Here is a 22,814-nt window from a genome sequence, read left to right on the forward strand (position 1 = left end):
TCAGGCTCTCCCCGGGGCGGCAGGTCGTTGCGCGAGCAGCAGGCTCGCGGTGTTCTGCGCGATGCGGTCGTTATTGATCATCAGCGGCGCGGAATGCAGGTCGCGCAAATGGCGCCCGACGCTGTACGGCGTGCCGTTCTTGTAGCCCGCCATGCCGCAGATCATCAGCACTTCCTGCACGACCTGCAGCGCGGTGTTGGAGATGCTTGTCTTCAGCGTGTTCATGTCGGAGGCGAAGCCGAGCATGGCCGCGAGCGGCGCATCGGCTTGCGAGCCGCCGTGACGCGCGTGGTGAGCGGTGCGTGCCGCCTCCAGCGCGACCGCGAGGCGCGCCTGCATCATCTGCAGCAGACCGACCGCTTCAGCGAGGCGCAAACCGGCCGGCGGAATCGCCCCAGGCTTCGAACGCGCTTGTGCGCGGAAGAACGCTTTCGCGCGATTCACCGCGTCGGTGGCCACGCCGGTCCAGACCGAGGCCCACAGCGTGTGCGAAACCGGCAGCATGGTCTGATCGGCGATCTCGGCGAAGGGCGTCGGCAGGATCTGTTCGGCCAGACCCGTGGCGACGAGCCGGAAGCCCTCGCTGCAGGTGCCGCGCATGCCCATCGAATCCCAGCCGCCGCGCTTTTCCAATTGCGTATCGGCGCGCAACGCGACGATCAGCACCTGGTCGGCGGCTGCCGATTCAGCGGTGCGGCGAGCGGTGACGAGAATGCCATCGGCGTGCGCGCCATACGAAATCGTCGGTGCGAGCTTTTCGATGCGAAAGCGCGCAGCGTCGAGCTCGACCGAGCAGGCGCTGGTGCGCATGTTGCCGCCGATGGTTTCCTCGGAAGTGGCCGACGCCAGCAGCCACTGCTGCTTGACCAGTTGCACGAGCAACTGTCGATGCCATGCGGCGTCGCTGCCATGCGCCTCGATGCACGCCACCTGGATCTGGTGCATCGCATACACCATCGCGGTGGACGCGCAGCCTTGCGCGAGCGTTTCGCAGATCGCGCCGACGTCTGCGAGCGAGAGGCCCGCGCCGCCGAACTCGGCCGGCACCATCACCGAGAGCAGGCGCTCGCGCTTGAGCGCCTCGAACGCTTCGCTCGGAAAGCGCGCCTCGCGATCCACCGAATCCGCGAACTGCGCGGCCACCGCCGCACAGCGTTGCGCGGCCGCGCGCCAGCCGGGTTCGGTTTCGACGGCAGTCAACACGAGCGACGCGTCGGCGCCTTCAGCCGCATCGTGCGTGTGCTTAGAGGCGGGCTCTGCCGCCGCATCCAGCAGCGGGGCGTTCATGCTGCCGCCTTCGCCTGTTGCAGTTCACTGACTGCGGCGGCCATCGAATCGATGCTGGAGAACAGGCGCCGCGTCAACAGACGGTCCGGAATCTCAATGCCGAATTCATCTTCGATTGCCAGCATCAGATGCACGGTCGCGAGTGAGGAGAGGCCCGCGGCGTAGAGGTCGGCGTCGTCGGCCAGAGTCTCCGGCGGGACGTCCAGGCGGGCCGATTCGGAAAGGATGCGGCGCAAGGCGTTTTTCATGGTGTGGTCCCCTAGTGGTTCAACGTTCTCGGATGGTGCGGACATCGATCGAACGCACGTGATCGTTTTTATGTCCATTGCCACGACGCATGCCGGCGTGGTCCATGTGCCGGGCGTGGCGCGTTCACAGTGACCGCGTGCGGTTTCAGGCGGCGTCCTGTGATGCCATGCCCCGACGTCCGTATTTAAGAATTGTCAAAGCCCAGCGTCAGTGCGATGGCGCACGGAAACACGCGTTTCACGGACGTACCTTGTAGTCATCAGAACGGGCCAGCCTATGCAGCCAGGCCGTCAAAGCCGGCGCGCGGTGTCGACGTCGTTGAACTTATTGACTGCTGGGGAACGTGATGAACTGGAAAACGCTGGAATTCGATCAGCTTTCGGCACGCGAACTGTATTTAATCTTGCGGGCGCGCAGCGCGGTGTTCGTGGTCGAACAATCGCATGTTTGTCTCGACGCCGATGGCCGGGATGAAAACGCGGTGCATGTGTTCGCCGTGGAGGACATGTCGCGGCCGATGCCGATTCTCGCCTACGCGCGCTTGCAACCCGGCGACGCGGAAGATCCGGAGATCACCATCGACAAGGTGCTGACGAGCCCGCTGCGACGCGGCGACGGCACCGCCGAACTATTGCTCGAACGCGTGCTGCAGGCGATTGTCGACCGTTGGCCGGGCCATGCCGTGCGTGTCAGCGCGCCGCTCGGTCTGCGCGGCTTCTATGAGCAATTCGGTTTTCGCAAGACGGAAGGGCCCTATCTCGAACACGGCGTGCCCTTCATTGGCCTTACACGCCAGGTGCGCGGCAGTCAGCCGCTTTTCGGCGGACGGCGTCGTGAGCGCGACAGCGCGGTGCTTGTCAATACGTTCGAGATGCTGTGACCGGGTGGAAGCTCGTCACGCGCTTCCAGCGCACGGATTGCATTTCCGAAGCCGATATGCCGCGCGAGAGCGATGTGCCCGCGGCCGCACAGGCCGCGCGCTCGACGTTCGCGCTGCGCGCGTCGCATGGCAACCGACTACGCTGACATGTTTCCAATGACGCGTACGACATGCGTTCGCCTTTGCATCGGACTCCGAGACAATGTGGCGGGACGTACATATCAATCATGCAACGTTTGTTGTAATGGATTGAAAGCGGGGACCTTGTGAGAAGCGTAGCGTGCGGCCAGTAGCGTTCGATTGCCGGTTCGGCTGGTGGCATCCGGCGAGCGGGCCGGACGGCGGCCGGCGGCCCTCGGCGACGCCATGGCTTGCAAAGCGTTCGCGCAGGTTTCGTCTATTCGGGGAAGCGTAATGCATGCGCAAGGATTGTCCAGCGCACATACGCTAAAGGGGAGCGCGTAGTGAACAGTCAATCCGAGTTGGATCGCATTAACCGAGTTGCATGGAATTCGTCGGACGCCGAACGCGTGATGACGTTCGGGAAGACCTACTCCGATCCCGGGGAGCAGGCTGCCTTCGAATGGCTCGCACCGCGTTGCGCGGGTCAACCCTTACTCGATATCGGTATCGGCGCCGGCCGCACGATTCCGTTGATGACGGCCATCTCCGACGACTACACCGGTGTCGACTACACACAGAAACTCCTCGATCTCGCGAAGATGCGCCATCCCGAACGCGACCTTCGGCATATGGACGCGCGTGACATGTCCGCGCTGCCTGCGGATCATTACGGGCTCGCCGAATTTAGCTGGAACGGCATCGACTGCGTCGACTACGACGATCGCGTGAGGATTCTCGAAGAGATGTATCGCGTGGTGCGGCCCGGCGGCTATGTGCTGTTTTCGTCGCACAACCGCGGCGGTCCCGGTTACCGCGAGAACATCTGGCAGTTGTTGCCGCAATTCTCGTTCAATCCGCTCAGACTCGGCTGGCGCACGCTGCGTTCCGCGCGGCGCTTCCAGCTCGGCACGCTGAATTATCTGCGCAACGTGAAGCTGAATCACGACTACGGCGGCTACGCGGTCAAGACCGCGGCGGCCCACAACTTCGGCATTGTGATCGTCTACACGACGCTGCGCGAGCAGCGCCGGCAACTGGCGCAGGTCGGCTTGCAAATCGACGCGGTGTTCGGCAGTTGCGCGGGCGATCGCATTCCCGACGACATGGAAGAGAGCGACGCGTGGTGGTTTCACTTCATCGCGCGCAAGCCGCTCGCCGCTTGCCGCTTCGACTGACGACGACCACCGGACGAAGGCACGGCGGTATACGTAGCACGGTAGTACCACGACAACATAGAACAATGAACCGGACCAGTTTGACCGGATAGGGGACCCGCACATGAATCGCATCGTAGAACCAGGCAATCCGCTTGCGTCGACGGGGGACGTCAGCGAAACGGCCACGCGTTTATCCGTGCAGCCGGTGATTCTCGCAGGCGGCTCGGGCACACGATCGTGGCCGTTGTCGCGCGAACGCAATCCGAAACAGTTGATCGATCTCATGGGCGACGAGTCGCTGCTCGAGACCACGCTGAACCGGCTCGACGCGTCGCTCATCGCGGCGCGACACACTACGTCGGCATCCGGCACGCGATCCATTGCAGCGCCGCTGGTGGTGTGTTGCGAGGACCCGCATCTGCAAACGCGCGAACCCCTGGAGCGGCTCGCACGATCGGGCCGGCCAGTGCGCATGGTGCTCGAACCGATGCCGCGCGATACCGCGCCCGCGCTGACCGTCGCCGCGCTCGCCGCGCGCGCGGCGGCTGGGGAGGGCGACGATCCGCTCATCGTGGCGTTGCCGGTAGATCATCTGATTGCCGATCACGTTGCGTTCGGCACGGCGCTCGCCGAGGCGCTCGAGCACGCGACGCGCGGCGCGATCGTCACGCTCGGCGTGCCGCCGAAGCGCGCGGAAACCGGCTACGGCTATATCCGCACGGGGGCGGCGCTCGGCAAGCGGGGCGCGCGCGCCATCGAACGGTTCGTCGAGAAGCCCGATCCGGAATTGGCCGAGCGTTATGCCGCCTCCGGCAATTACTGGTGGAACAGCGGCATGTTCGTGGTGCGCGCGTCGGTGTGGCTCGCGGCCATCGCGCTCTGCCGGCCGGCGATCGCCGAGGCCTGCGCGGCCGCCTTCGAGCGTGCGACAGTCGACGGCGACGGCACGCTGCATCTGGCGCGCGATGCGGTGGCCCTGTGCCCGTCCGTTTCGATCGACTACGCGGTGATGGAGCGCGTCGGCACCGACGCGCGGTTGGTGGGCGTCGCCGTGCCGGTCGTCGCGGCACGCTCGGAAGTGAGCGCCTGGGAGTCGGTGGTGCACGTCACGCGCGGCGGGGAATGCTTCATGCTCACGGAGAAAAACTCGTCGACGTATGTTCCGCTCGGCGTCATGCACCGGCTAGAAAATCCGGGCAGGACGCCGCGAGAAATGATCGAGGTCCAATCAGGCGGCTATCCGGGCGAGGACGACGCCGTGCGTTTCGAGGACCCGTTCGGTCTCAATCTGGAGAGCGCTCATGCAGGCAAAGGTACTTCACGCTGAGACGCCGCATGTCGCGCAGGCGTCTTTCGACGAGCGGCGCTTTCGTCACGCGTTGGGACGCTTCGCGACCGGCGTCGTGGTGATCTCGACCGGCAGCGGCGACGATTTGCATGCGATGACCGCCAACGCCTTCATGTCGGGTTCGCTCAAGCCGCCGCTGATCGTCGTTTCGGTCGGGCACCGGGCGCGCATGCACGAGCGTCTGATGGACAGCGCGCTGTTCGGCGTAAGCGTGTTGTCCGAGGCGCAGGAGCCGCATAGCCGCCACTTTGCCGGCGAGCCGCAGAGCCGGCTCGCGCCACGCTTCGCGGCGGTCGAGGGGCTGACGGACGTGGTGCTGCTCGAACACGCGGCGGCGCGTTTCGCCGCGCGCGTGGTGGACCGGCATCCTTGCGGCGACCATACGCTGTTCGTCGGCGAGGTGCTGGTGTTCTCGCTCGATGAACACGCGCCGCTGATCTTTTTCGGCGGGCGTTATGGGTCGGTCGCGGCGCCAGATTCCATTCAGGGTTCGACTGCGGCTTCCAGGCAGGACTCGCCGTCAGTTGCCGCGAGCGCCTCCTGATGCGAACGTCATTCGTCATTTCCCGCCAGTTCGTATCCGCCGAGGCGTGGTGGATCAGACAAATCGTCTCGCAACGTGCGTCTTCGCACTATGCAAATTCCGCAACGCAGGCACGCTTGAGACGCAAGCTTATGGCCCGTCAAAATATGCGGCGTTACAAGGAAGAAACAATTCTTCAGAGGGATAACCCTGTTAGGAAGTTTCCCAACTGGCGCAACCGTTTTGAAGCTAGCAACGTATCGTAGAAGAACTAAGTGACATCGATAAAACGAGACATAAGGGCCGCACGATCAACAGGCTACGCGGGGACAAACACCGCTTCGGGGAGAGTGTCATGGAACAGGCAAACAAAGATCGATCGCTCGTGAGCAAAGTCATGGATGGACTGGTCACGGGCATCGTCGAAGAGAAATACGGCGCCATACTGCCACCGCAGGATGTGCTGTCGAAGGAGTTCGACGTCAGCCGCACCGTCATGCGCGAGGCGCTGTCGATGCTGCTCGCGCGCGACATGCTGGACGTGCGGCCGAAAATCGGCACGCGCATCCGGTCGATGAGCGATTGGCGCATGATCGACGAAGATGTCGTGAACTGGCGTTTTCGCGCGAAACCCGATCCGCTGTTTCTGCGTGACGTGATCGAGTTTCGCATCCTGATCGAACCGCGCGCCTCGGCGCAGGCGGCCGCACGCGGCAGCGCGGCGGATATTGCCGCGATCCGCGAGGCGTTCGAGGCATTCCGCACGATCCGGCCGGGCGAGCCGGGCTATCAGGAAGCGGACGAACTGTTCCACACCCGCATCGTGGTGGCGAGCGGCAATCAGTTCTTCAAGCAGATGGCGGCGATCATTCGCGGCGCGCTATCGACCGTCAATCCGATCGTCACCGAAAGGGATGGGGACGGACTCTGGGAAACGGCGGTGAAATCCCATCAACGCGTGGTCGAAGCGATCGAACGGCGCGATCCGAAGGAAGCGGAACTCGCCTCGCTTGCAATGATCGACTACACCGCGGAAGAAGTCAGCGGCCAGTTCTCAGCGGAACCGCCGGCACGCAGTTGAGCGTCGCCGCCGCGGCGGCACGCTGGGTCTTTTATTTTTCCTTGTGAGACTGTGCGGTACGAAAGGGCGCGCGTTCACGCCCACGCGAGAGCGTGCGGCATGCGCGACAATAGCGCCTGTTCTGAACTGCATGGACTCGAAGGAACGATGACAATCGCAACGCAGGAAATCCCCTCGGGTGGCACGATCCGCTGGGGAATCGTCGGGACGGGCCGCATTGCCCGTCGCTTCGCCGAAGGTCTCGCTCATGTGCCGCAGACGCAACTGACCGCGCTGTGGTCACGCCGCGCGGAACCTGCCGTGGCATTCGCCGGGGAATTCGGGGGCGAGGTGTGCGCGAGTTTCGACGCGCTGCTCGCCAGCGGTATCCACGCGCTCTATATCGCCACCGTCCAGGACAGTCACGCCGACTACGCGATCGCCGCGCTGCAAGCCGGTCTGCACGTGCTGTGCGAAAAACCCGCCACCATCAATCAGCCGCAGCTCGAGCGCGTGCTCGACGCCGCCCGCGCCGCGCAACGGCTGTTCATGGAAGCCATGAAGCCGCCCTTTTATCCGCTCTACAGAAAGTTGCGCGCGCATCTAGATGCCGATCCGATCGGCGCGGTCGGGCTGGTGCGGGCCGGCTGCTCGGTGCCGGGCGTGCCGGACGATCACCCGTCGCTGTCGTTCGAGCATGCGGGCGGCGCGCTGCTCGACATCGGTATCTACGAGATGTTTCTCGCCGTCGACTGGCTGGGCGCGCCGCTTGAAGTGCAGACGCTCGGGCGGCTCGGGGCGACGGGCGTCGATACGTTTGCGAGCCTGAACAGTCAGCACGAGGGCGGCATCGCCCAGCTGTTTTGCGGGCTCGATCTGCACGGCAAGGGCGATGCGCTGCTGATGGCCAAAGGGGGCCACGTCACGATTCACGAGCCGTGGTGGAATCCGTCGCGCGCGACGATCCGTTATACCGATGGACGCGTGGTCGAACTCGACGAGCCGTTCGAAGGCGGCGGCCTGAACTACGAGACCGCGCACTTCTGCGAGTTGATCCGGTCGGGGCAGGTGGAAAGTCCGGTGATGCCGCATGGCAAGTCATTGCAGATGATCGCGATGGCTGACGCGGCCCGCGCGGCGCTCGGGTTGAAGTTCGCGGGAGAGTAGCGCGGCCAGGCGAGGCGAGGCGTGCAACGTGGCACGAGCCGGCGCACGCGCCATGCAATTCCTGCGCAATGCTCAAGCAATCTCCGAAGCAATGCCCATGAGATCTTCCACGCAATCCGATCCGCCGCCGGCGTTGCCGCGTTGCGCCCTGCAGCGGTGGTAGGATTTGCGCGGGCATGCGGAGAGAAAAAACGCTCCACGTGCCCGCCGCTTTCGAATTCCCTCCAATGGAGCCGCCTGCCATGCGCATGCTCGGAAAACTGTGGCGCGACAACAAGAGCGTTGTCGCGTTTCTCTTCTTGATGGTGTTGTTTCGCAGCGCCGTGGCCGACTGGAACGTCGTGCCGAGCGGCTCGATGCTGCCGACGATCCGCGAGGGCGACCGGATCTTCGTCGACAAAATGGCCTACGATCTGCGCGTGCCGCTGACGCATATCGCGATCGCGCATCTGCACGATCCGCAGCGTGGCGATATCGTGACGATCGATTCGTCGGCGGCGCATGAACTGATCGTCAAGCGTCTGATCGGCTTGCCCGGCGACAGCGTGGCGATGCGCGAGAACGTGCTGTACGTGAACGGCGTGCGCGCCGATTACCAGCCGCTGAAGTTCAAACCGCTGCCCGGCGACGCCGCGTCGCCCGGCGATTATCTGACCGAGCGCTTCGACGGCGTCGCGCATACCGTGCGGCTCGCGCCGCAGACGCCGAGCCCGCGCGATTCGTTCGGGCCGGTGATCGTGCCGGCCGGCGAGTATCTGATGCTCGGCGACAATCGCGACGACAGCGCCGATTCGCGTTACTTCGGCTTCTTTCCGCGCAAGGAACTGATGGGCCGCACGCGCCACGTCGCGTTTTCGCTCGACCCGGATCACTACTACACGCCGCGCTTCGAACGCTTCGGCGCGCCGCTGGATGCGGCGTCGCCGGTCGCCAGCCGTTAAATCAGATGGACCCGGTGCTCAGTGGCGCGTCGGCAGCGCGAGGCGCCGTTCGTACCAGCGCTGCACGCTTTCGAGCACCTGGCACAGCACCCAGTAGACCGCGGCCGCGGCGAGATACAGCGGCAGCGGCTGATAGGTCGAAGCGATGATTTCCTGCGCGCTGCGCAGCAGTTCGGTCACGGTGATCACCGATACCAGCGAGGTGTCCTTGATCAGGCTGATCAAGCTGTTCGACAGACTCGGTACGGCAATGCGCAAGGCTTGCGGCGCGATCACGTAGCGCAGCGTCTGGCGGCGCGAGAGTCCAAGACTGTAGGCCGCGAGCCATTGGCCGTTCTGGATCCCCAGGATCGCGCCGCGCATGCTCTCCGATAGATACGCCGCCACATTCGCGGACAACGCGATTACGCCGGCCGGCGTCGGATCGAGTGAAATGCCGAAACTCGGCAAGCCGTAATAGATCACGAAGATCTGCACCAGCAGCGGCGTGCCGCGCATCACGCTCACGTAAATGCGCGCGATCCAGTTCAGCGCGCGGTTGTGGCTGACGCCCATCAACGCGAGCACGGCGCCGGCAATCAGGCCGAAGATCATCGACAGAACCGCGAACTTGACCGTCAGGACGGCGCCCTGCGCGAGCACAGGCAGCGATTGGACGAGCAGGGAAGTGGTGGACATGGGCTGAGCGGTGGACGGGTTAGGCGCGCAAAAAGCGCACATCATAAACTTTGCTGTAGAAGCGCGAAGGGCGGCATCGTCGACGATGCCGCCCTTCGTTTCAGTCAGCGCGTCTTACTTGATCGGTTTGCTGACGTCGATGCCGAACCACTTGTCCGAGATTTTCGAGAACGTGCCGTCCGCTTCGAGCTGGGTCATCGCGTCGTCGATCGCCTTGGCGAACTTCGGATTGCCCTTCCTGAACGGAATGCCGGACGGGTTGCCCGGACCGACATTCGCGCCGGTGCGCAGCGGCAGTTGCGAGTTCTTCATCAGGTAGGCAAGCATCAGGCGGTCGTTGAGCGCTGCGTCCAGACGCCCGGCAGCCAGATCGCGCAGGTACTCGGGCGCGCCCGGATACGTCTTCACGTCGATGCCCGGCACCGACTTCGCCATGTCCATGTAGTTCGTGCCCAGACCGACGCCGAGCTTCTTGCCCTTCAGATCGTCGAGCGACTTGAACTGACGCGTGTCGTCCTTACGCTGGATCAGTTGCGCGGCCGAATACGTGTAGGCCGGCGAGAAGTCGAGCGCCTGCTTGCGCGCGTCGGTGATACCGACCTGGTTGACGATCACGTCGAACTTGTTCGCCTGCAGACCGGCGATGATGCCGCTCCATTCGGTCGTGACGAATTCCGGCTTCACACCGAGCTTGGCGGCCACGGCCCTGGCGATGTCGACGTCGTAGCCGACCAGTTCGCCCGACGGCGCTTTCGAGTTGAACGGTGGGAAGGTGCCTTCGAGACCGATGCGCAGCGTGCCGCGCTGCTTGACCTGATCGAGCAGGTCGTCGGCGTGGGCGGCGACCGCAGTGAACGACGCGCCGATCAGACCGGCGACGAGAATCTTTTTCAGCAAGCCAAATTTCATCGAGTTCCTTTTTCTTCGTCTGGCGTTTTAACAGACGAAAGCATAACAAAGCAGACTATCGAAACCAAAATATCGTTTGTTTATGTCTATATTATCGGCTCGGCTCGGCTCGGCTCGGCTCGGCTCGGCTCGGCTCGGCTCGGCTCGGCTCGGCTCGGCTCGGCTCATCGCGCCGCGCTCACTGCGGCCGCTTTAGCGCAGCGCTTGCGCGCATTCGGCGACCAGCGCCGGTCCGCGGTAGATGAAGCCGGTATAGAGCTGGACCAGCGACGCGCCGGCCGCGAGCTTGGCGCGCGCATCGTCGCCGGAAAAAATCCCGCCGACGCCGATGATCGGCACCGTTTCGCCGACTTCCGCGCGCAGCTTGCGGATCACTTCATTCGACGCGTCGAACACCGGCTTGCCCGACAGGCCGCCGGCTTCGTCGCCGTATTGCATGCCGGCGACGGCGGTGCGCGAGAGCGTTGTGTTGGTGGCGATCACGCCTTCGAACTGGTGGCGCAACAGCGTGTCGGCGATCGACTTGATCTGTTCGTCGTCGAGGTCCGGCGCGATCTTCAGCGCGAGCGGCACGAGCTTGCCGTGCATGTCGGCCAGACGCAGCTGCTTTTCTTTGAGCGCCGCGAGCAGCGCGTCGAGTTCGCCCGCGCCTTGCAACTGGCGCAGGTTCTTCGTATTCGGCGACGAGATGTTGACCGTCACGTAGCTGGCGAACGGATACACGCGCTCGAGACAGTACAGGTAGTCTTCGGCGGCGCGTTCGATCGGCGTGTCGGCGTTCTTGCCGATGTTCAGGCCGAGAATGCCGCGATAGCGCGCGGCCTGCACGTTTTTCACGAACTGGTCGACGCCCGCGTTGTTGAAGCCCATCCGGTTGATCACGGCGTTCGCCTGCGGCAGACGGAACATACGCGGGCGCGGATTGCCAGGCTGTGCGCGCGGCGTGACCGTGCCCACTTCGATGAAGCCGAAGCCGAGCGCGGCCAGGCCGTCGATGCAGGCGCCGTCCTTATCGAGGCCCGCGGCAAGTCCCACCGGGTTGCGGAACGTCAGCCCCATCACAGTGCGCGGCGCATCCGGCACGCGCGGCGCGAGCGCGCCGGCGAGACCAGTGCGGCCGGCGGCGCCGAGCATGCGCAAGGTGAGGTGATGAGCGTCTTCCGCGTCCATGCGAAAGAGTTGGGCGCGTACAAGCGGGTAGAGGGAACTGAACACGGGACGAAGCCGGGCGGCCGGAAAATGGGAACCCGCTATTTTACCGGCTTTGGGGCTTTAATGAGACCGACTGGCGGGAACGGGCGGCGGCCCGGTCGGCTCGCGCCTTTGCAACGGCCTGGCTACGGCTTGAGCGGCGGGCGCTTGCCGTGCACCGCCAGGTCGACCGGCGGCAGGTCTACGCCCGTGGGATCGAGCACGCACCAGGCGCCGTCGATCAAACCCTCGAGCGGCCGGAAATTCGCCTTGTACGCCATCTTTGGACTCTCGCGAATCCAGTAGCCGAGGTACACGTAGGGCAGCTTGAGGCTGCGCGCCTGCTCGATCTGCCAATAGATGTTGTAGGTGCCGAAACTCGTGTTCGGCAGCCCCGGCTCGAAAAACGTGTACACCGACGAGAGCCCGTCGCCGAGGATATCGATCATGCTGATCATGCGCAGAATGCCCGGCACATCCGGCCGGCCCGGCAGCGGCTCGCGGAATTCGACCAGCCGCGAGTTGATCCGGCTCTGCAGCAGGAACTGTTCATATTGGTCGCGGCTGTCGCGATCCATGCCGCCGCCCGCATGCCGCGCCGATTGATAGCGCATGTAGAGGGCGTAGTGTTCTTCGTCGTAGTGGAGCGGCGCGACGGTGGCGATCAGTTCGCCGTGTTTCTTCCAGACGCGGCGTTGCGTGCGGTTCGGCTCGAACTGGTCGACCGGCACGCGCACCGGCACACAGGCGCGGCAGCCGTCGCAATACGGCCGGTAGGTGAACACGCCCGAGCGCCGGAAGCCGGCCTTGACGAGGTCGGTGTAGACGTCGGAGTTGATCAGGTGACTGGGGGTGGCGACTTGCGAGCGCGCGATGCGGCCATCCAGGTAACTGCAGGGATAGGGCGCCGTTGCATAAAATTGCAGCGCTGAAAGCGGGGAAAGAGGCAGCTCGTTAGGATGAGTCACGTTGGCAGCTCTCGAAGCGTCTCTGGTAATGCAAACCCGGCGCCTTGCGGTTGACGACCCGCGGCTCGTGATCCGCGGCTCGGTAGGCGGCGGATCCGGATTCGGCCTGATTCTTTCCTACGACGCCGGCGCGACGACCTCGAGCAACGCGGTCTTGTCGAAGCGCCAGGGAATCGGCGGCGCCTCGACCGACGCGCGAACATGCGCGATGAACGCCTTGCGCGCTATCTCGCGACCGCCTAGCGACGCCAGATGCGACGTGTTCTGCTGGCAGTCTATCATTTCTATTTCGTGACGGCGTAAGTGTCCGACAAGCGCGGCCAGTGCCATTTTCGACGCATCCGTGACCTCCGCGAACATGGATTCGCCGAAGAACATCTTGCCGAACGAGACGCCGTACAAACCGCCGACTCGCTTGCCTTCGAACCAGGTTTCGATGCTGTGAGCGTCGCCCACACGATGCAGCGACGAGTAAGCTTCGACGACATCCGCGGTGATCCAGGTGCCGCGCTGTCCACGTCGCGGCGCCTGCGCGCAGGCGCGCATCACCGCGGCGAAATCATGGTCGACGCGGATTTCCCACGCGTCTTCGCGCAGCACGCGCCTGAGCGTCTTGCGCAGCGACGGCGCCACTTTGAATTCGGCGGGGCGCAGGACCATGCGCGGGTCGGGACTCCACCACAACACCGGCTGGCCGTCCGAATACCACGGGAAGATGCCGCGCCGATAGGCGTCGATCAGCCGCGACGGCAGCAGGTCGCCGCTGGCGGCGAGCAGGCCGGGCGCGCCGCTGGTCGCGCCGAGGGCGCGTTCGACGGGCGGAAACGGATCGTCAGGTCCGAGCCAGGGAACCATGCGCGCCGCTCAACCTTCGCGCAGCGAGCGGAAGATGTCGCCCGTGTGCAGGCCGAAGCTGCCGGCGGCGCGGTCGGCGAAAAAGAAACGCAGGGTCTGGCCGACCGTGGGAAAGGCAATCTCGTCCCAGGGGATTTCATGTTCGTCGAAGAGCTTCACTTCGAGGCTTTCTTCGCCGGCGGCAATGTCGAGATCGAGCAGGCGCGCCATATAGAACAGATGAACCTGATGCACGTGCGGCACGTTCAGCAGCGAGAAGAGGTTTTGCACTTCGACGCGCGCGCCGGCTTCTTCCAGCGTTTCGCGCGATGCCGCTTCGGCGGTCGTCTCACCCATTTCCATGAAGCCCGCGGGCAGCGTCCAGTAACCGTAGCGCGGTTCGATCGCGCGACGGCACAGCAGCACTTTCTCGTCCCAGACCGGGACCGTGCCGACCACGTTGCGCGGATTCTGATAGTGCACCGTGCCGCAACTGCCGCATACGAAGCGCTCGCGGTTGTCGCCGGGCGGAATGCTCAGGCTGACGCCCTGGCCGCAGACAGAACAGAATTTCATAGGAAGGGGACGAGAAAGGGTGATAGGAGTTTATCACTGGGGCGCGGTTTTTCTCAGGGCGACAATTTGCGGCGCGCGGATCGCGCGGCGAGTGAGGCCGGTGCGGAAAATTGCGCCAGAAGCTGCTCGCAAAAGGCGCAATCATTTTGTTCGGAATCCGGAATATCTTGCGCGCGAGGCTTGATCCGAGGGCGTGGATGGTAACGCAGGCGGGGTGATCCGGCGTCCCGCACCGCGGATGCAATTGGCGTGGAAAAACTAGAAAAACGGAATGACGCGGGCAGGGCCGCAACGCATCATGAAATATTCGGAAAGAAAACAAAAAAGGCCTGCCGGTTGGGCAAGCCTTCAATGTTGTTTTCGACGTCTCCAACCAACTTGGTGCACTTGGTTGCGGGGGTAGGATTTGAACCTACGACCTTCGGGTTATGAGCCCGACGAGCTGCCAGACTGCTCCACCCCGCGTCCGTCGAAGAAAAGATTATAGAACAAAGCGGATAGGGTTGCAATAGCTATTTAAGGACCGGCTTCAATCCATGAGTCATGCATCGGCGCGTGAACGCTGAAGTCGCCGTATGCGTTGCTCGCGTCGCATGCCGGAAGGCCCGCGTAAGGCGCTGCGCTAGAATTCAGGTTCCTCTCGCGACGCCGCCCTGCACGCACGGCGGCGCGCGCTCCACCTCTTACCTTGCTCTAAAATCCATGGATATCGCTCACGATCTGCAGGTGATTGCCGCTCAGGAACATGCGCTGGTGTTCCCACAATTCGACGCCGACCGCGCGTGGCAAGTCGGCGCCTATCTGCACGAAGTCGCCAAGGCGCGTGGTATCCCCGTCGCGATCGACGTGCGCACCTTCGGCCAGCCGCTGTTCTTCAGTCTGCTCGACGGCGCGACGCCGGACAATGTCGATTGGGTGCGCCGCAAGAGCAACACGGTCGCGCATTTCCGCCGCAGCTCGTACGCGATCGGCCTGAAGATGCAGCAGGCCGGCGGCACGCTCGCCGACAAGCACGCCTTGCCCGCCACGGAATATGCGTCGCATGGCGGCGCGTTTCCGCTGACGGTGGCGCACGCGGGCGTGATCGGTTCGATCACGGTGTCGGGTCTGCCGCAGCGCGCCGATCACGAACTGGTGGTGGAAGCGCTGTGCGCGCATCTCGGTCACGACTACAGCAAGCTCGCGCTTGCAAAGGCCTGAGCCGATGCGGCTGCCTCCTTATGCCTTGCTCGGCATCGCCATCGTGGCCGAAGTGATCGCGACCTCAGCGATGCGGGCGTCGGAGGGCTTCTCGCGGTTCCTGCCTTCAGCGGTGGTCGTGCTCGGCTATGGCGTGGCGTTCTATTGCCTGTCGCTCACGCTCAAGAGCATTCCGGTCGGCATCGTCTACGCGGTGTGGTCCGGCGCCGGCATCGTGCTGATCACGCTGGTCGCGGTGCTGCTGTACCGGCAGGTGCCCGACGTGCCGGCCGTCATCGGACTCGGGCTGATCATTGCCGGGGTTGCCGTGCTGAACACGTTTTCGAAGATGCAGGCGCACTGAGCCGCTGCATCGACACAGGCGCCGCGGGCGCTTATTTACAGCGCACGATCATCGAACGGTTTTTCACGTTGGCCGAGACGACGTTCGTGACGCTGCCGCCCGCCGTGCCGCCTTCGTCATTGTCTTTGGACACGATGTCGTAGCCCGTCGCGCCGCAGGCGTTGCCGGCCTGCACGTAGCACGACGCCCAGCTGGAAGCGGCGTCGGCGCCGCTGCAATTCACGGCGAAGCCGGTCTGGCCGTTCGGCAGATTGATCAGCGACGTGGTGTTCGACGATGCGCAGCCGGCAAGGCCCGCCGCGCCGAGCAGCACGGCGGCGGGAAGGGCGGCCGACAGCGAGGTCCGGCGAACGAGAGCAAGCACGGAGCGGGTTCGGAGGCGGTTGAAGCGGCCGGCGCGGCGCAGTTGCGTCATGAAATGCATCGTGTTGTTTCCTTTCAGATTGATATTCGGGTCGCCATGTGGACCGGGAGCACCTGTTGGCGCTCGGGAGAAGCTCAGGGCGTTTCGATCGTAATGCCCGCCGCGCTGACCATCCGGCGGCTTTCCCCGCCTTCCCTGGTGGCCGCGTCTTCCCAGATGCTGATGGCTTTTGGAATGTCGATGCCGTGGCTTTCGGCGTACGCAAACCATGTGTTCGCCGCATCCGGCTCGGGCAATTCGTGGTTTTGCAGAAAATATTTTCCCATATTGCGCTCGCTGAACTCGAAAAGGGGTCGTCGCTTCAGCACGGACCGTGCCGATGATCCAGTTCGACCGGCGCGGGCCGAACAAGTGCGATCGGTTGCATCGCCGGGTGGCGCTGCAGAACTAATCGGCTCGCGACGCGCCTTACATACTGGTTGGCCGCGCGTCGACGCGGGTGCTGCACCGGCCTCGCGGACGAAACCGGCGACATCAGGGTCAACGCACGGGCAGACCTATCGGCCGCCGCTCCACGCGGCGTCCGCCCATGAATTGCAACGAGGAGAACGAATATGGCTGAACGGGTCAGCGGCCCTTACCGTGGTTATTACATCAGCGCCGCCGCGCGCCTCGTGCCGGCGGCCGACACGCCGGCCACGGGCGCCGGCAGTGCGAGCGGGACTTACGTCGGCTCGGTGAGCCTGGCTGAACACGGTCCGGACGATCCTCACCGCATGGAAACTTTGCTCGAACTCGGCGACGGCCAGCGCTTCGGCAGCGAAGAGGAGGCGCTCGTCTTCATCGAGCAGGCGGCGCGCGATTACATCGACCGCTTGCTGGGAGGCGCTTGATGGCGGTGCGTAAGGTGGAGAAAAGCGTCGCCGGGCGTGTCGGCAAAACCGCTGATGAAAGCGCTGCGGCAGGCTGGACCGCGGTCCAGCCGCGCGAGTACCATATCGACGTTCTCCGGGGCCGGCCGGTTCTCGCCGACGCCGGTTTCCCGTCGGATCTTTCTGATGAGGCAACCATGGAAATTCGGTTTCCCGCGGACGCGCCTGCTTACCGCGACTCGAATCTGACCGTTGTCTTTCCCGCACTGGTGGACGGCGAGCCGGTGCCGTGCGCGATCTCGGTCGAAGCGCTCGAAGATCACTTCGGCGCCTACACCGAGGACCTGGAAGGCTGGATGCGCGCGTTCGACGCCGGACGTCCGCGCATCGAAGCGGTCGCGCGCGAGCACTTGCAGATCAGCAACGGCACGCCCGTGCTGCTCAAGAGCGGCCACTTTCCGCCGGGCAACGTGGCGGGGTAATGGCGCTGCTCGAGAGAGAATGCGGCCATGCGGGCTCCATCGCATCGGCAGGGGATTCGCGGGTCAGACGCGCTACGGTTGATGAGCAAATCGCGACTGAGCGAGCCGTGCGAGCCATGGCGAGTTTGCATGCGCTGACCTGAAGTGCCGGACGCTGCAAATCACCGCGCAACTCGCCAACGCCACTTGCCCCACCCGGACGATCCTCGCATTCTCATTCAAGCCGCGCTCGCGGCGCTTCCGTTCGTTCCTGCATTTGCCGATGCCGCTTCTCGCGCCGCATCGAATGCATGGCGGATCCCTTCTTCGTACGACGTCCTGGCGATCGGGCCGATCAGTTCGGTCAACGCCGAGTCGTCGAGCACGACCGGCTCGGTCATCAGGTAATTCATTTCCACCAGTTCCCGCATGAACGGATTGAACAGGCCGAGCACGCGCAGCAGGGTCTTGCCGGCCACCATCAGCTTCGGTTGGCGGCCCGCCAGCGCATAGGCCTGCCGCGCCACTTCGCGCTGCGTGATGGTGCCCGCGCCGGCGAGGTGCCACCAGCGTCCATACGCCTCGGGCGTGCGCGTGAGCTTTTCGACCACTGGCCCGACATCCGGCAGATAGATGAATTCATGCGGCACATCCACAGGGCCGATCACCTGAGCGCGCTTGCCATTGGCCGCAGCTTCGAACACGCCGTTCAGCAGACTGCGCTCGATACCCGGGCCGTAGAAGTCGGGCAGACGCAGCACGAGCGTCGAGAGGCCATTGCGTCCATGCGCCGCCAGCACCAGATTTTCCTGCGCGAGCCGCATTTGGCCCTTGAACGTGTGCGGCTCACGCGGATGATTTTCGCGGATCGGATTGCCGCGCGCGCGGCCGTACGGATACACCGTGCCGATCAGAATGAAGCGCTCGACGCCCGCCGCCGTCACGCCCGCAAGCGCTCTCTCCATGAGCGGCGGATGCGCGGCGAACTGATCGTAGGGCACGCCGACCAGATAGATCACCGTCTGCAGATCCTGCGACGCCGCGCGGATCGAAGCGGGGTCGTCCGGATTCCACGTGACGATCTCCGCGTGCGGATCGTGGCCGAACGCAGCTTCGAGCGGTTGGCGCGAGCGGCCAACCACCCGGTAATCGCGGCCCGCCGCGCTGAGCGCCGCCGCAATGATCTGTCCGGACGCGCCCGCGGCGCCGAATAAACCCACCTTGCCTGTGACTTGCATGACGACTCCTTGAAGCGGCGCCGCATCGCGTCCGCATGAATTGTGACTGATAGTGGAAAATTTAATGAACGCTGTTCAGTGAACGGTGTTCAGTTTAATTTGACTTTTCAGTTTGTCAACCCGAGAATGTTCGTCATGGGAATCGCTGAACGAAAGAACCGCCAGAAACAGGCACTGCGCGAACGCATCCTCGATGCCGCGCGGCGCATCGTGATGCGCGAAGGCTTTGCCGCGCTGTCCATGCGCAAAATCGCCGACGCCATCGAATATTCACCGGCCACGCTGTACCTGCACTTCGCAAGCCGCGACGAGATCGCCCAGGCCTTGTGCGCGGAAGGCTATGCGCAACTGCTGGAGACGTTCGTGCCGCTCGCGGGCATCGCCGATCCGGCCGAGCGGCTCAAGGCGCTCGGCAGGGCGTATGTGGCATTCGGTGTCGCGCATCCGGAAACGTACCGGCTGATCTTCATGGAAGATCCGAGCTACACGGGCGCGGCGTTGGGCGGCGCGGCGAAGGGTAAGGCGGTGGTGGATCTGGTCAATGCCGGCGCGGCGTCGGGCGGTGCGGCGACGAGTAGCGCGGTGATGAGCGAGGACACCGAAGCCACGGCGGCGCACGAAGCGAGCGGCGAAACGGCCGCAGCCGAGGACGATCCCGGCGAGGCCGCGTTGCACATCATGATTTCCGCGCTCGACGAACTCAAAGCGGCGGGGCGTCTGTCGGCATCGACGGATGTGGCGGTGTGGGCCGAGGCGTTCTGGGCGAACTTGCATGGCATCGTTGCACTGAATCTGACGTGTCCCGTGTTTCCGACCGCACCGCTCGACACCGTGGTGGGCGTCGCGCTCGACGCCTGGCTGGGCGCATCGCACGCAACGCAAGCGCCGGGCGTTGCGGCCACCGCTGGCACGCGCAAGAGAAAATCGCTTGATACGCGTACCGAATCGCCGACTGAACCGGAGTCGGAACCGGGCAATGAATCCGCCGCTCAGCCTTCAGACAAAAAACCGGTAAAAGCGGCAGCCGGCAGTGCCACCGCGCCGGCCGCCAGACGCAAAGCCACGAGTGCGTGATAACGTTCGCTTCCACCTCAATTTGCGCGGTTGCGCTTAGCTCTCCATGTCCATTTCCGCCTCGCCCGCCGTCAGCGACGAAGTCGCGACTTACGTAGCCAACCGCATCGGTTTCATCGAACTGGACAGGCCGAAGGCGCTCAACGCGCTGTCGACCGGCATGATTCGCGCGATGCACGCGGCGCTCGACCAGTGGCGCGAAGATCCAGAAGTGCTCGCCGTCGTGGTACGCAGCCAGCAGCCGCGCGCGTTCTGCGCGGGCGGCGACATCCGCTTTCTCTATGAGTCGGCGCAGCGCGGCGAACATGACGCGCGCGACACGTTTTTCATCGAGGAATACCGGCTCAATCACGCCATCTTCACCTTTCCGAAGCCGTATATCGCGTTGATGAACGGCGTCGTGATGGGCGGCGGTATGGGCATTTCGCAGGGCGCGCATCGCACCGGTGGTCTGCGAGTCGTCACGAATTCGACGAAGATGGCGATGCCCGAAACCCGCATCGGCCTGTTTCCCGATGTCGGCGCGGGCTGGTTTCTGGCCCGCACGCCCGGCGCGATCGGCCGTTATCTGGCGGTGACCGGTGAAACGATCGGCGCGGCCGACGCGCTTTACGCGGGTCTCGCCGACACCTACATCGACGACGCGGCCTTGCCCGCGCTGGTCGACACCTTGCGCGGCGAGGCGTTTGAGCGCGGCGCGGACGTGGTGGCGTGCATCGAACGCGAGGCGCTCGCGCATCAGGTCGTGCCGCGGCCGGAGGCGTCGTCGCTGGCGAACGGGCGTGCGTTGATCGATCGTCACTTCGCGTTGCCCGATGTCGCGCGGATTCTTGCCTCGCTCCAAAGCGAGCGCGACGCCGCCGATTGGGCCGAACAGATGATTGCGGTCTTGCGCGAACGTTCGCCGTTGTCGATGGCGGTGTCGCTGGAAGTGGTGACGCGCGCCGAGGGTTCGATGGCCGACGTGCTGCGTGGCGATCTCGATCTGACGCGCTCGAGCTTTCTGCACGGCGACACGATCGAAGGCATTCGCGCGCGCATCATCGACAAGGACAACGCGCCGCGCTGGCGCTTCGCGCGCATCGAGGACGTGAACGCCGCCGAAGTCGAGAAGATGTTCGAGAGCCCGTGGCCGGCGAACGAACACCCGCTGCGCGATCTGCGCGGTTAAACCTGAGGAATTGAAGCGGCGGGTCGCGATGCCGCCTTGGCGAGCGGCATCGCAGTCGTTGCGAACGACCGGCGGCTAAGCCGCCAAGCCGCTCAATCCTCGTCTTCGCTCGCCATGAACGCGCGCATGAACACCAGCGCGCCCCAGCCCCACATCGCATTCGCCGCAAATCCCACCGAGAGGCGCGGCAGCATGTTGCCGCTCGGCCAGATGCCGCGCAGCGGGTCGATCACGAACACGCTCGCCGCCGTCAACGCGATGCCGCCGAACACGAAGGCCGGCACCCACGGCGCACGCCGATGCGGCGCGACGCGCAAGAGCCACGCCATCAATACGGCCCAGAACGCGCTCCAGATCGCGTTGGCGATGAACTCAGGCAATCCGAGCGGTAAAAACGGCGCAGTCGAAAAACCGGTTGGTTCGATCATCCCGGCTGCGTGCAGCAGCGCCAGCGTCGATTCGTGGAAGAACAGGGAAGCCAGAAAACCGGCGACGAACGGCAGGATGAGTTTTTGCATGCATTGCACCGCCAGGATACAGGCGGCGTGGTTCGCATGGCCTGTACCGGATTATTCGGAAAACGTGCGCCATTATATATAGACGTACCCCCTTTCCAGCGTGCACAACACGCAACATCCGTATGCTTTAGCGTCGGGCTAATCACGAAAGTGGAAAACCTAAGCTAAAAAAAATCGTTCAAAAGCCGCAGCCCGATCCATAGACTGTTTCTCCATGCAGACGGCGTTTGCCGCCGTCGCCGTTTAATCGAGCGTATGACGCGCACGTTTGGTCGAGGGAAGCTGTCGCGATGTCCTGCCTGATGCCGATCTTCACCCGCCGCATGGCGCCCGCGCGCCGGCCGGTCCGTTGTCGCCGCTAGCGCGCACCGACACCGCATTTTTCCGCCTCTTTGCGCTGCACCGTCCGGCTGTGTGCCGGAGGGATGCGCGCGGCCGGCGTGTGCGCGAACGCTCGACGCACCGTCTTCATTTCAATCCAGTTTCGAACCTGCAGGAGCAGCAAAATGAATGTGTTCTGGTTCATTCCGACTCACGGCGACAGCCGCTATCTCGGTACGTCCCAAGGCGCACGCGCAGCCGATTACGACTATTTCCAGCAGATCGCCGTCGCCGCCGATACGCTCGGCTACGAGGGCGTGCTGCTGCCGACGGGCCGCTCGTGCGAGGACGCATGGGTCGTCGCGTCGAGCCTGATCGCCGCGACCAAACGGCTGAAGTTTCTGGTGGCGATCCGTCCGGGCATTTCGTCGCCGGGTCTGGCCGCGCGCATGGCGGCGACCTTCGACCGTTTGTCCAACGGGCGTCTCCTGATCAATGTCGTGACCGGCGGCGATGCGGCGGAACTGGAAGGCGACGGCGTGTTCGTCGACCACGACACGCGCTATGAAATCACCGACGAATTCCTGCACATCTGGCGCAAGCTGCTGACCGCCGCGCATACCAACGACGCGATCGATTTTGAAGGCAAGCATCTGAACTCGAAGGGCGGCAAGGCGTTGTATCCGCCCGTGCAGAACCCGCATCCGCCGTTGTGGTTCGGCGGTTCGTCGCCGGCCGCGCACGACATGGCGGCCGAGCATATCGATACCTATCTGACGTGGGGCGAGCCGCCCGAAGCTGTCGCGAAGAAAATCGCCGACATTCGCGCGCGCGCCGCGGCGCATGGCCGCCAGATCAAGTTCGGGATTCGTCTGCACGTGATCGTGCGCGAGACGGAAGAAGAAGCGTGGGCCGCCGCCGACAAGCTGATCAGCAAGCTCGACGACGAAACCATCACGCGCGCCCAGGCCTCGTTCTCGAAGATGGACTCGGAAGGTCAGCGCCGCATGGCCGCGCTGCACGGCGGCAAGCGCGGCGGCCGCGCGGAACTCGAGGTCTATCCGAATCTGTGGGCGGGCGTGGGCCTCGTACGCGGCGGCGCGGGCACGGCGCTGGTCGGCAATCCGGAGCAGGTGGCGGCGCGCATGAAGGAGTACGCCGAACTCGGCATCGACACCTTCATTCTGTCGGGCTATCCGCATCTGGAAGAGTCGTATCGCTTCGCCGAACTCGTGTTTCCGTTGCTGCCGAACCGTCGGAACAAGGTGTCGAATGGACCGCTGTCGGGGCCGTTCGGCGAGATCGTCGGCAACAACTATCTGCCGAAGGCGGCAAGTTCGAGCTGAATCTCGAACTCGGCA

28 protein-coding genes and 1 tRNA gene are annotated in these 22,814 nt (G+C 64.2%); 15 read left to right on the forward strand and 14 right to left on the reverse strand.

Annotated elements, in window-relative coordinates:
* Both HF916_RS35835 and HF916_RS35840 read right to left on the reverse strand, forming a co-directional pair.
* Complete coding sequence (locus HF916_RS35835) at positions 1 to 1,287, reverse strand: acyl-CoA dehydrogenase family protein (RefSeq protein WP_168793518.1); 1,287 nt, start codon at positions 1,285 to 1,287, stop codon at positions 1 to 3.
* Positions 1,284 to 1,535 (reverse strand): acyl carrier protein, encoded by a 252-nt coding sequence (locus HF916_RS35840; RefSeq protein ID WP_168793519.1) that lies wholly within the window; start codon positions 1,533 to 1,535, stop codon positions 1,284 to 1,286. Before HF916_RS35840 ends, HF916_RS35835 begins: the two co-directional genes overlap by 4 nt.
* Before the next feature lie 347 nt (positions 1,536 to 1,882).
* Here HF916_RS35840 and HF916_RS35845 point away from each other — a divergent pair, with 347 nt between their 5' ends.
* The 8 genes from HF916_RS35845 (at position 1,883) to lepB (ending at position 8,735) form a co-directional block, all read left to right on the forward strand.
* A complete protein-coding gene (locus tag HF916_RS35845) occupies positions 1,883 to 2,416 on the forward strand; it encodes a GNAT family N-acetyltransferase (RefSeq protein WP_168793520.1) in 534 nt (177 codons plus the stop codon).
* Complete coding sequence (locus HF916_RS35850) at positions 2,413 to 2,562, forward strand: hypothetical protein (RefSeq protein ID WP_168793521.1); 150 nt, start codon at positions 2,413 to 2,415, stop codon at positions 2,560 to 2,562. Before HF916_RS35845 ends, HF916_RS35850 begins: the two co-directional genes overlap by 4 nt.
* 318 nt (positions 2,563 to 2,880) lie before the next feature.
* A complete protein-coding gene (locus HF916_RS35855; protein ID WP_168793522.1) occupies positions 2,881 to 3,714 on the forward strand; it encodes a class I SAM-dependent methyltransferase in 834 nt (277 codons plus the stop codon).
* A 103-nt stretch (positions 3,715 to 3,817) separates the two neighbouring features.
* Entirely contained in the window at positions 3,818 to 5,023 is a 1,206-nt protein-coding gene (locus HF916_RS35860) for a sugar phosphate nucleotidyltransferase (RefSeq protein WP_168793523.1), read from the forward strand.
* Complete coding sequence (locus tag HF916_RS35865; RefSeq protein WP_168793524.1) at positions 4,998 to 5,588, forward strand: flavin reductase family protein; 591 nt, start codon at positions 4,998 to 5,000, stop codon at positions 5,586 to 5,588. The genes HF916_RS35860 and HF916_RS35865 overlap by 26 nt, the downstream gene beginning before the upstream one ends.
* A 334-nt stretch (positions 5,589 to 5,922) precedes the next feature.
* Positions 5,923 to 6,648: a FadR/GntR family transcriptional regulator gene (locus HF916_RS35870; RefSeq protein WP_168793525.1), complete on the forward strand. Its 726-nt coding sequence runs from the start codon at positions 5,923 to 5,925 to the stop codon at positions 6,646 to 6,648.
* A 147-nt stretch (positions 6,649 to 6,795) separates the two neighbouring features.
* Positions 6,796 to 7,794, forward strand: a complete 999-nt coding sequence (locus HF916_RS35875) for a Gfo/Idh/MocA family protein (RefSeq protein WP_168793526.1) — start codon at positions 6,796 to 6,798, stop codon at positions 7,792 to 7,794.
* Positions 7,795 to 8,036: 242 nt separating this feature from the next.
* On the forward strand, positions 8,037 to 8,735 hold the full coding sequence (gene lepB / locus HF916_RS35880; RefSeq protein ID WP_168793527.1) for a signal peptidase I: 699 nt from the start codon (positions 8,037 to 8,039) through the stop codon (positions 8,733 to 8,735).
* Between the two features lie 18 nt (positions 8,736 to 8,753).
* On the opposite strand, the gene HF916_RS35885 is transcribed toward lepB, so the two are convergent.
* The 7 genes from HF916_RS35885 to HF916_RS35915 form a co-directional block, all read right to left on the reverse strand.
* Positions 8,754 to 9,413 (reverse strand): amino acid ABC transporter permease, encoded by a 660-nt coding sequence (locus HF916_RS35885; protein ID WP_168793528.1) that lies wholly within the window; start codon positions 9,411 to 9,413, stop codon positions 8,754 to 8,756.
* Positions 9,414 to 9,527: 114 nt separating this feature from the next.
* Entirely contained in the window at positions 9,528 to 10,322 is a 795-nt protein-coding gene (locus HF916_RS35890; RefSeq protein ID WP_168793529.1) for a cystine ABC transporter substrate-binding protein, read from the reverse strand.
* A 192-nt stretch (positions 10,323 to 10,514) separates the two neighbouring features.
* Positions 10,515 to 11,492, reverse strand: a complete 978-nt coding sequence (locus tag HF916_RS35895; protein WP_240975851.1) for a quinone-dependent dihydroorotate dehydrogenase — start codon at positions 11,490 to 11,492, stop codon at positions 10,515 to 10,517.
* A gap of 167 nt (positions 11,493 to 11,659) precedes the next feature.
* Complete coding sequence (locus HF916_RS35900) at positions 11,660 to 12,481, reverse strand: arginyltransferase (protein WP_168793531.1); 822 nt, start codon at positions 12,479 to 12,481, stop codon at positions 11,660 to 11,662.
* A gap of 117 nt (positions 12,482 to 12,598) precedes the next feature.
* Positions 12,599 to 13,336, reverse strand: coding sequence for a leucyl/phenylalanyl-tRNA--protein transferase (aat, locus tag HF916_RS35905; protein WP_168793532.1), 738 nt, complete (start codon positions 13,334 to 13,336; stop codon positions 12,599 to 12,601).
* Between the two features lie 9 nt (positions 13,337 to 13,345).
* Positions 13,346 to 13,891, reverse strand: a complete 546-nt coding sequence (locus tag HF916_RS35910; RefSeq protein WP_168793533.1) for an NUDIX hydrolase — start codon at positions 13,889 to 13,891, stop codon at positions 13,346 to 13,348.
* Positions 13,892 to 14,279: 388 nt separating this feature from the next.
* Positions 14,280 to 14,356: transfer RNA gene (locus HF916_RS35915), tRNA-Met, on the reverse strand.
* 237 nt (positions 14,357 to 14,593) lie between these two features.
* Between HF916_RS35915 and HF916_RS35920 the strand changes: the two genes are divergently transcribed.
* Positions 14,594 to 15,091: a heme-degrading domain-containing protein gene (locus HF916_RS35920; RefSeq protein ID WP_168793534.1), complete on the forward strand. Its 498-nt coding sequence runs from the start codon at positions 14,594 to 14,596 to the stop codon at positions 15,089 to 15,091.
* Positions 15,092 to 15,101: 10 nt separating this feature from the next.
* Entirely contained in the window at positions 15,102 to 15,434 is a 333-nt protein-coding gene (locus HF916_RS35925; protein WP_431311465.1) for a DMT family transporter, read from the forward strand.
* Between the two features lie 31 nt (positions 15,435 to 15,465).
* On the opposite strand, the gene HF916_RS35930 is transcribed toward HF916_RS35925, so the two are convergent.
* Together HF916_RS35930 and HF916_RS35935 are read right to left on the reverse strand one after the other, a co-directional pair.
* Positions 15,466 to 15,858, reverse strand: a complete 393-nt coding sequence (locus HF916_RS35930) for a hypothetical protein (protein ID WP_168793536.1) — start codon at positions 15,856 to 15,858, stop codon at positions 15,466 to 15,468.
* Positions 15,859 to 15,932: 74 nt separating this feature from the next.
* Positions 15,933 to 16,124: a hypothetical protein gene (locus HF916_RS35935; RefSeq protein ID WP_168793537.1), complete on the reverse strand. Its 192-nt coding sequence runs from the start codon at positions 16,122 to 16,124 to the stop codon at positions 15,933 to 15,935.
* A gap of 288 nt (positions 16,125 to 16,412) precedes the next feature.
* Between HF916_RS35935 and HF916_RS35940 the strand changes: the two genes are divergently transcribed.
* Both HF916_RS35940 and HF916_RS51145 read left to right on the forward strand, forming a co-directional pair.
* Positions 16,413 to 16,691, forward strand: a complete 279-nt coding sequence (locus HF916_RS35940) for a hypothetical protein (RefSeq protein ID WP_168793538.1) — start codon at positions 16,413 to 16,415, stop codon at positions 16,689 to 16,691.
* Positions 16,691 to 17,152 carry a DUF1488 domain-containing protein gene (locus tag HF916_RS51145; protein ID WP_240975816.1) on the forward strand — a complete coding sequence of 154 codons (462 nt, stop codon included), beginning with the start codon at positions 16,691 to 16,693 and terminating at the stop codon, positions 17,150 to 17,152. The genes HF916_RS35940 and HF916_RS51145 overlap by 1 nt, the downstream gene beginning before the upstream one ends.
* Positions 17,153 to 17,370: 218 nt before the next feature.
* On the opposite strand, the gene HF916_RS35950 is transcribed toward HF916_RS51145, so the two are convergent.
* Complete coding sequence (locus tag HF916_RS35950) at positions 17,371 to 18,369, reverse strand: NAD-dependent epimerase/dehydratase family protein (RefSeq protein ID WP_168793539.1); 999 nt, start codon at positions 18,367 to 18,369, stop codon at positions 17,371 to 17,373.
* A 135-nt stretch (positions 18,370 to 18,504) separates the two neighbouring features.
* On the opposite strand from HF916_RS35950, the gene HF916_RS35955 reads away from it, so the two are divergent.
* A complete protein-coding gene (locus HF916_RS35955; protein ID WP_168793540.1) occupies positions 18,505 to 19,443 on the forward strand; it encodes a TetR/AcrR family transcriptional regulator in 939 nt (312 codons plus the stop codon).
* A gap of 46 nt (positions 19,444 to 19,489) precedes the next feature.
* Positions 19,490 to 20,614, forward strand: a complete 1,125-nt coding sequence (locus tag HF916_RS35960; protein ID WP_168793541.1) for an enoyl-CoA hydratase/isomerase family protein — start codon at positions 19,490 to 19,492, stop codon at positions 20,612 to 20,614.
* Positions 20,615 to 20,706: 92 nt separating this feature from the next.
* Here HF916_RS35960 and HF916_RS35965 read toward each other — a convergent pair whose 3' ends face one another.
* Complete coding sequence (locus HF916_RS35965) at positions 20,707 to 21,132, reverse strand: hypothetical protein (RefSeq protein WP_168793542.1); 426 nt, start codon at positions 21,130 to 21,132, stop codon at positions 20,707 to 20,709.
* A 358-nt stretch (positions 21,133 to 21,490) separates the two neighbouring features.
* The gene (locus HF916_RS35970) at positions 21,491 to 21,658 is read right to left on the reverse strand and encodes a hypothetical protein (RefSeq protein ID WP_168793543.1); all 168 of its coding nucleotides are present in this window, start codon (positions 21,656 to 21,658) and stop codon (positions 21,491 to 21,493) included.
* On the opposite strand from HF916_RS35970, the gene ssuD reads away from it, so the two are divergent.
* Complete coding sequence (ssuD, locus tag HF916_RS35975) at positions 21,639 to 22,799, forward strand: FMNH2-dependent alkanesulfonate monooxygenase (protein ID WP_168793544.1); 1,161 nt, start codon at positions 21,639 to 21,641, stop codon at positions 22,797 to 22,799. The genes HF916_RS35970 and ssuD overlap by 20 nt on opposite strands.
* Positions 22,800 to 22,814: the final 15 nt, after the last annotated feature.

This window comes from Paraburkholderia aromaticivorans (assembly GCF_012689525.1).
Classification (GTDB): Bacteria; Pseudomonadota; Gammaproteobacteria; order Burkholderiales; family Burkholderiaceae; genus Paraburkholderia; species Paraburkholderia aromaticivorans_A.

Excerpts from the sequence above, each read along its gene's own strand:
- HF916_RS35835 (WP_168793518.1), bottom strand. The coding sequence starts at position 1,287 with ATGAACGCCCCGCTGCTGGATGCGGCGGCAGAGCCCGCCTCTAAGCAC.
- HF916_RS35840 (WP_168793519.1), bottom strand. The coding sequence starts at position 1,535 with ATGAAAAACGCCTTGCGCCGCATCCTTTCCGAATCGGCCCGCCTGGAC.
- HF916_RS35845 (WP_168793520.1), top strand. The coding sequence starts at position 1,883 with ATGAACTGGAAAACGCTGGAATTCGATCAGCTTTCGGCACGCGAACTG.
- HF916_RS35860 (WP_168793523.1), top strand. The coding sequence starts at position 3,818 with ATGAATCGCATCGTAGAACCAGGCAATCCGCTTGCGTCGACGGGGGAC.
- HF916_RS35865 (WP_168793524.1), top strand. The coding sequence starts at position 4,998 with ATGCAGGCAAAGGTACTTCACGCTGAGACGCCGCATGTCGCGCAGGCG.
- HF916_RS35870 (WP_168793525.1), top strand. The coding sequence starts at position 5,923 with ATGGAACAGGCAAACAAAGATCGATCGCTCGTGAGCAAAGTCATGGAT.
- HF916_RS35875 (WP_168793526.1), top strand. The coding sequence starts at position 6,796 with ATGACAATCGCAACGCAGGAAATCCCCTCGGGTGGCACGATCCGCTGG.
- lepB (WP_168793527.1), top strand. The coding sequence starts at position 8,037 with ATGCGCATGCTCGGAAAACTGTGGCGCGACAACAAGAGCGTTGTCGCG.
- HF916_RS35885 (WP_168793528.1), bottom strand. The coding sequence starts at position 9,413 with ATGTCCACCACTTCCCTGCTCGTCCAATCGCTGCCTGTGCTCGCGCAG.
- HF916_RS35890 (WP_168793529.1), bottom strand. The coding sequence starts at position 10,322 with ATGAAATTTGGCTTGCTGAAAAAGATTCTCGTCGCCGGTCTGATCGGC.
- HF916_RS35895 (WP_240975851.1), bottom strand. The coding sequence starts at position 11,492 with ATGGACGCGGAAGACGCTCATCACCTCACCTTGCGCATGCTCGGCGCC.
- aat (WP_168793532.1), bottom strand. The coding sequence starts at position 13,336 with ATGGTTCCCTGGCTCGGACCTGACGATCCGTTTCCGCCCGTCGAACGC.
- HF916_RS35910 (WP_168793533.1), bottom strand. The coding sequence starts at position 13,891 with ATGAAATTCTGTTCTGTCTGCGGCCAGGGCGTCAGCCTGAGCATTCCG.
- HF916_RS35920 (WP_168793534.1), top strand. The coding sequence starts at position 14,594 with ATGGATATCGCTCACGATCTGCAGGTGATTGCCGCTCAGGAACATGCG.
- HF916_RS35930 (WP_168793536.1), bottom strand. The coding sequence starts at position 15,858 with ATGCATTTCATGACGCAACTGCGCCGCGCCGGCCGCTTCAACCGCCTC.
- HF916_RS35935 (WP_168793537.1), bottom strand. The coding sequence starts at position 16,124 with ATGGGAAAATATTTTCTGCAAAACCACGAATTGCCCGAGCCGGATGCG.
- HF916_RS35940 (WP_168793538.1), top strand. The coding sequence starts at position 16,413 with ATGGCTGAACGGGTCAGCGGCCCTTACCGTGGTTATTACATCAGCGCC.
- HF916_RS51145 (WP_240975816.1), top strand. The coding sequence starts at position 16,691 with ATGGCGGTGCGTAAGGTGGAGAAAAGCGTCGCCGGGCGTGTCGGCAAA.
- HF916_RS35950 (WP_168793539.1), bottom strand. The coding sequence starts at position 18,369 with ATGCAAGTCACAGGCAAGGTGGGTTTATTCGGCGCCGCGGGCGCGTCC.
- HF916_RS35955 (WP_168793540.1), top strand. The coding sequence starts at position 18,505 with ATGGGAATCGCTGAACGAAAGAACCGCCAGAAACAGGCACTGCGCGAA.
- HF916_RS35960 (WP_168793541.1), top strand. The coding sequence starts at position 19,490 with ATGTCCATTTCCGCCTCGCCCGCCGTCAGCGACGAAGTCGCGACTTAC.
- HF916_RS35965 (WP_168793542.1), bottom strand. The coding sequence starts at position 21,132 with ATGCAAAAACTCATCCTGCCGTTCGTCGCCGGTTTTCTGGCTTCCCTG.
- ssuD (WP_168793544.1), top strand. The coding sequence starts at position 21,639 with ATGAATGTGTTCTGGTTCATTCCGACTCACGGCGACAGCCGCTATCTC.
- HF916_RS35970 (WP_168793543.1), bottom strand. The coding sequence starts at position 21,658 with ATGAACCAGAACACATTCATTTTGCTGCTCCTGCAGGTTCGAAACTGG.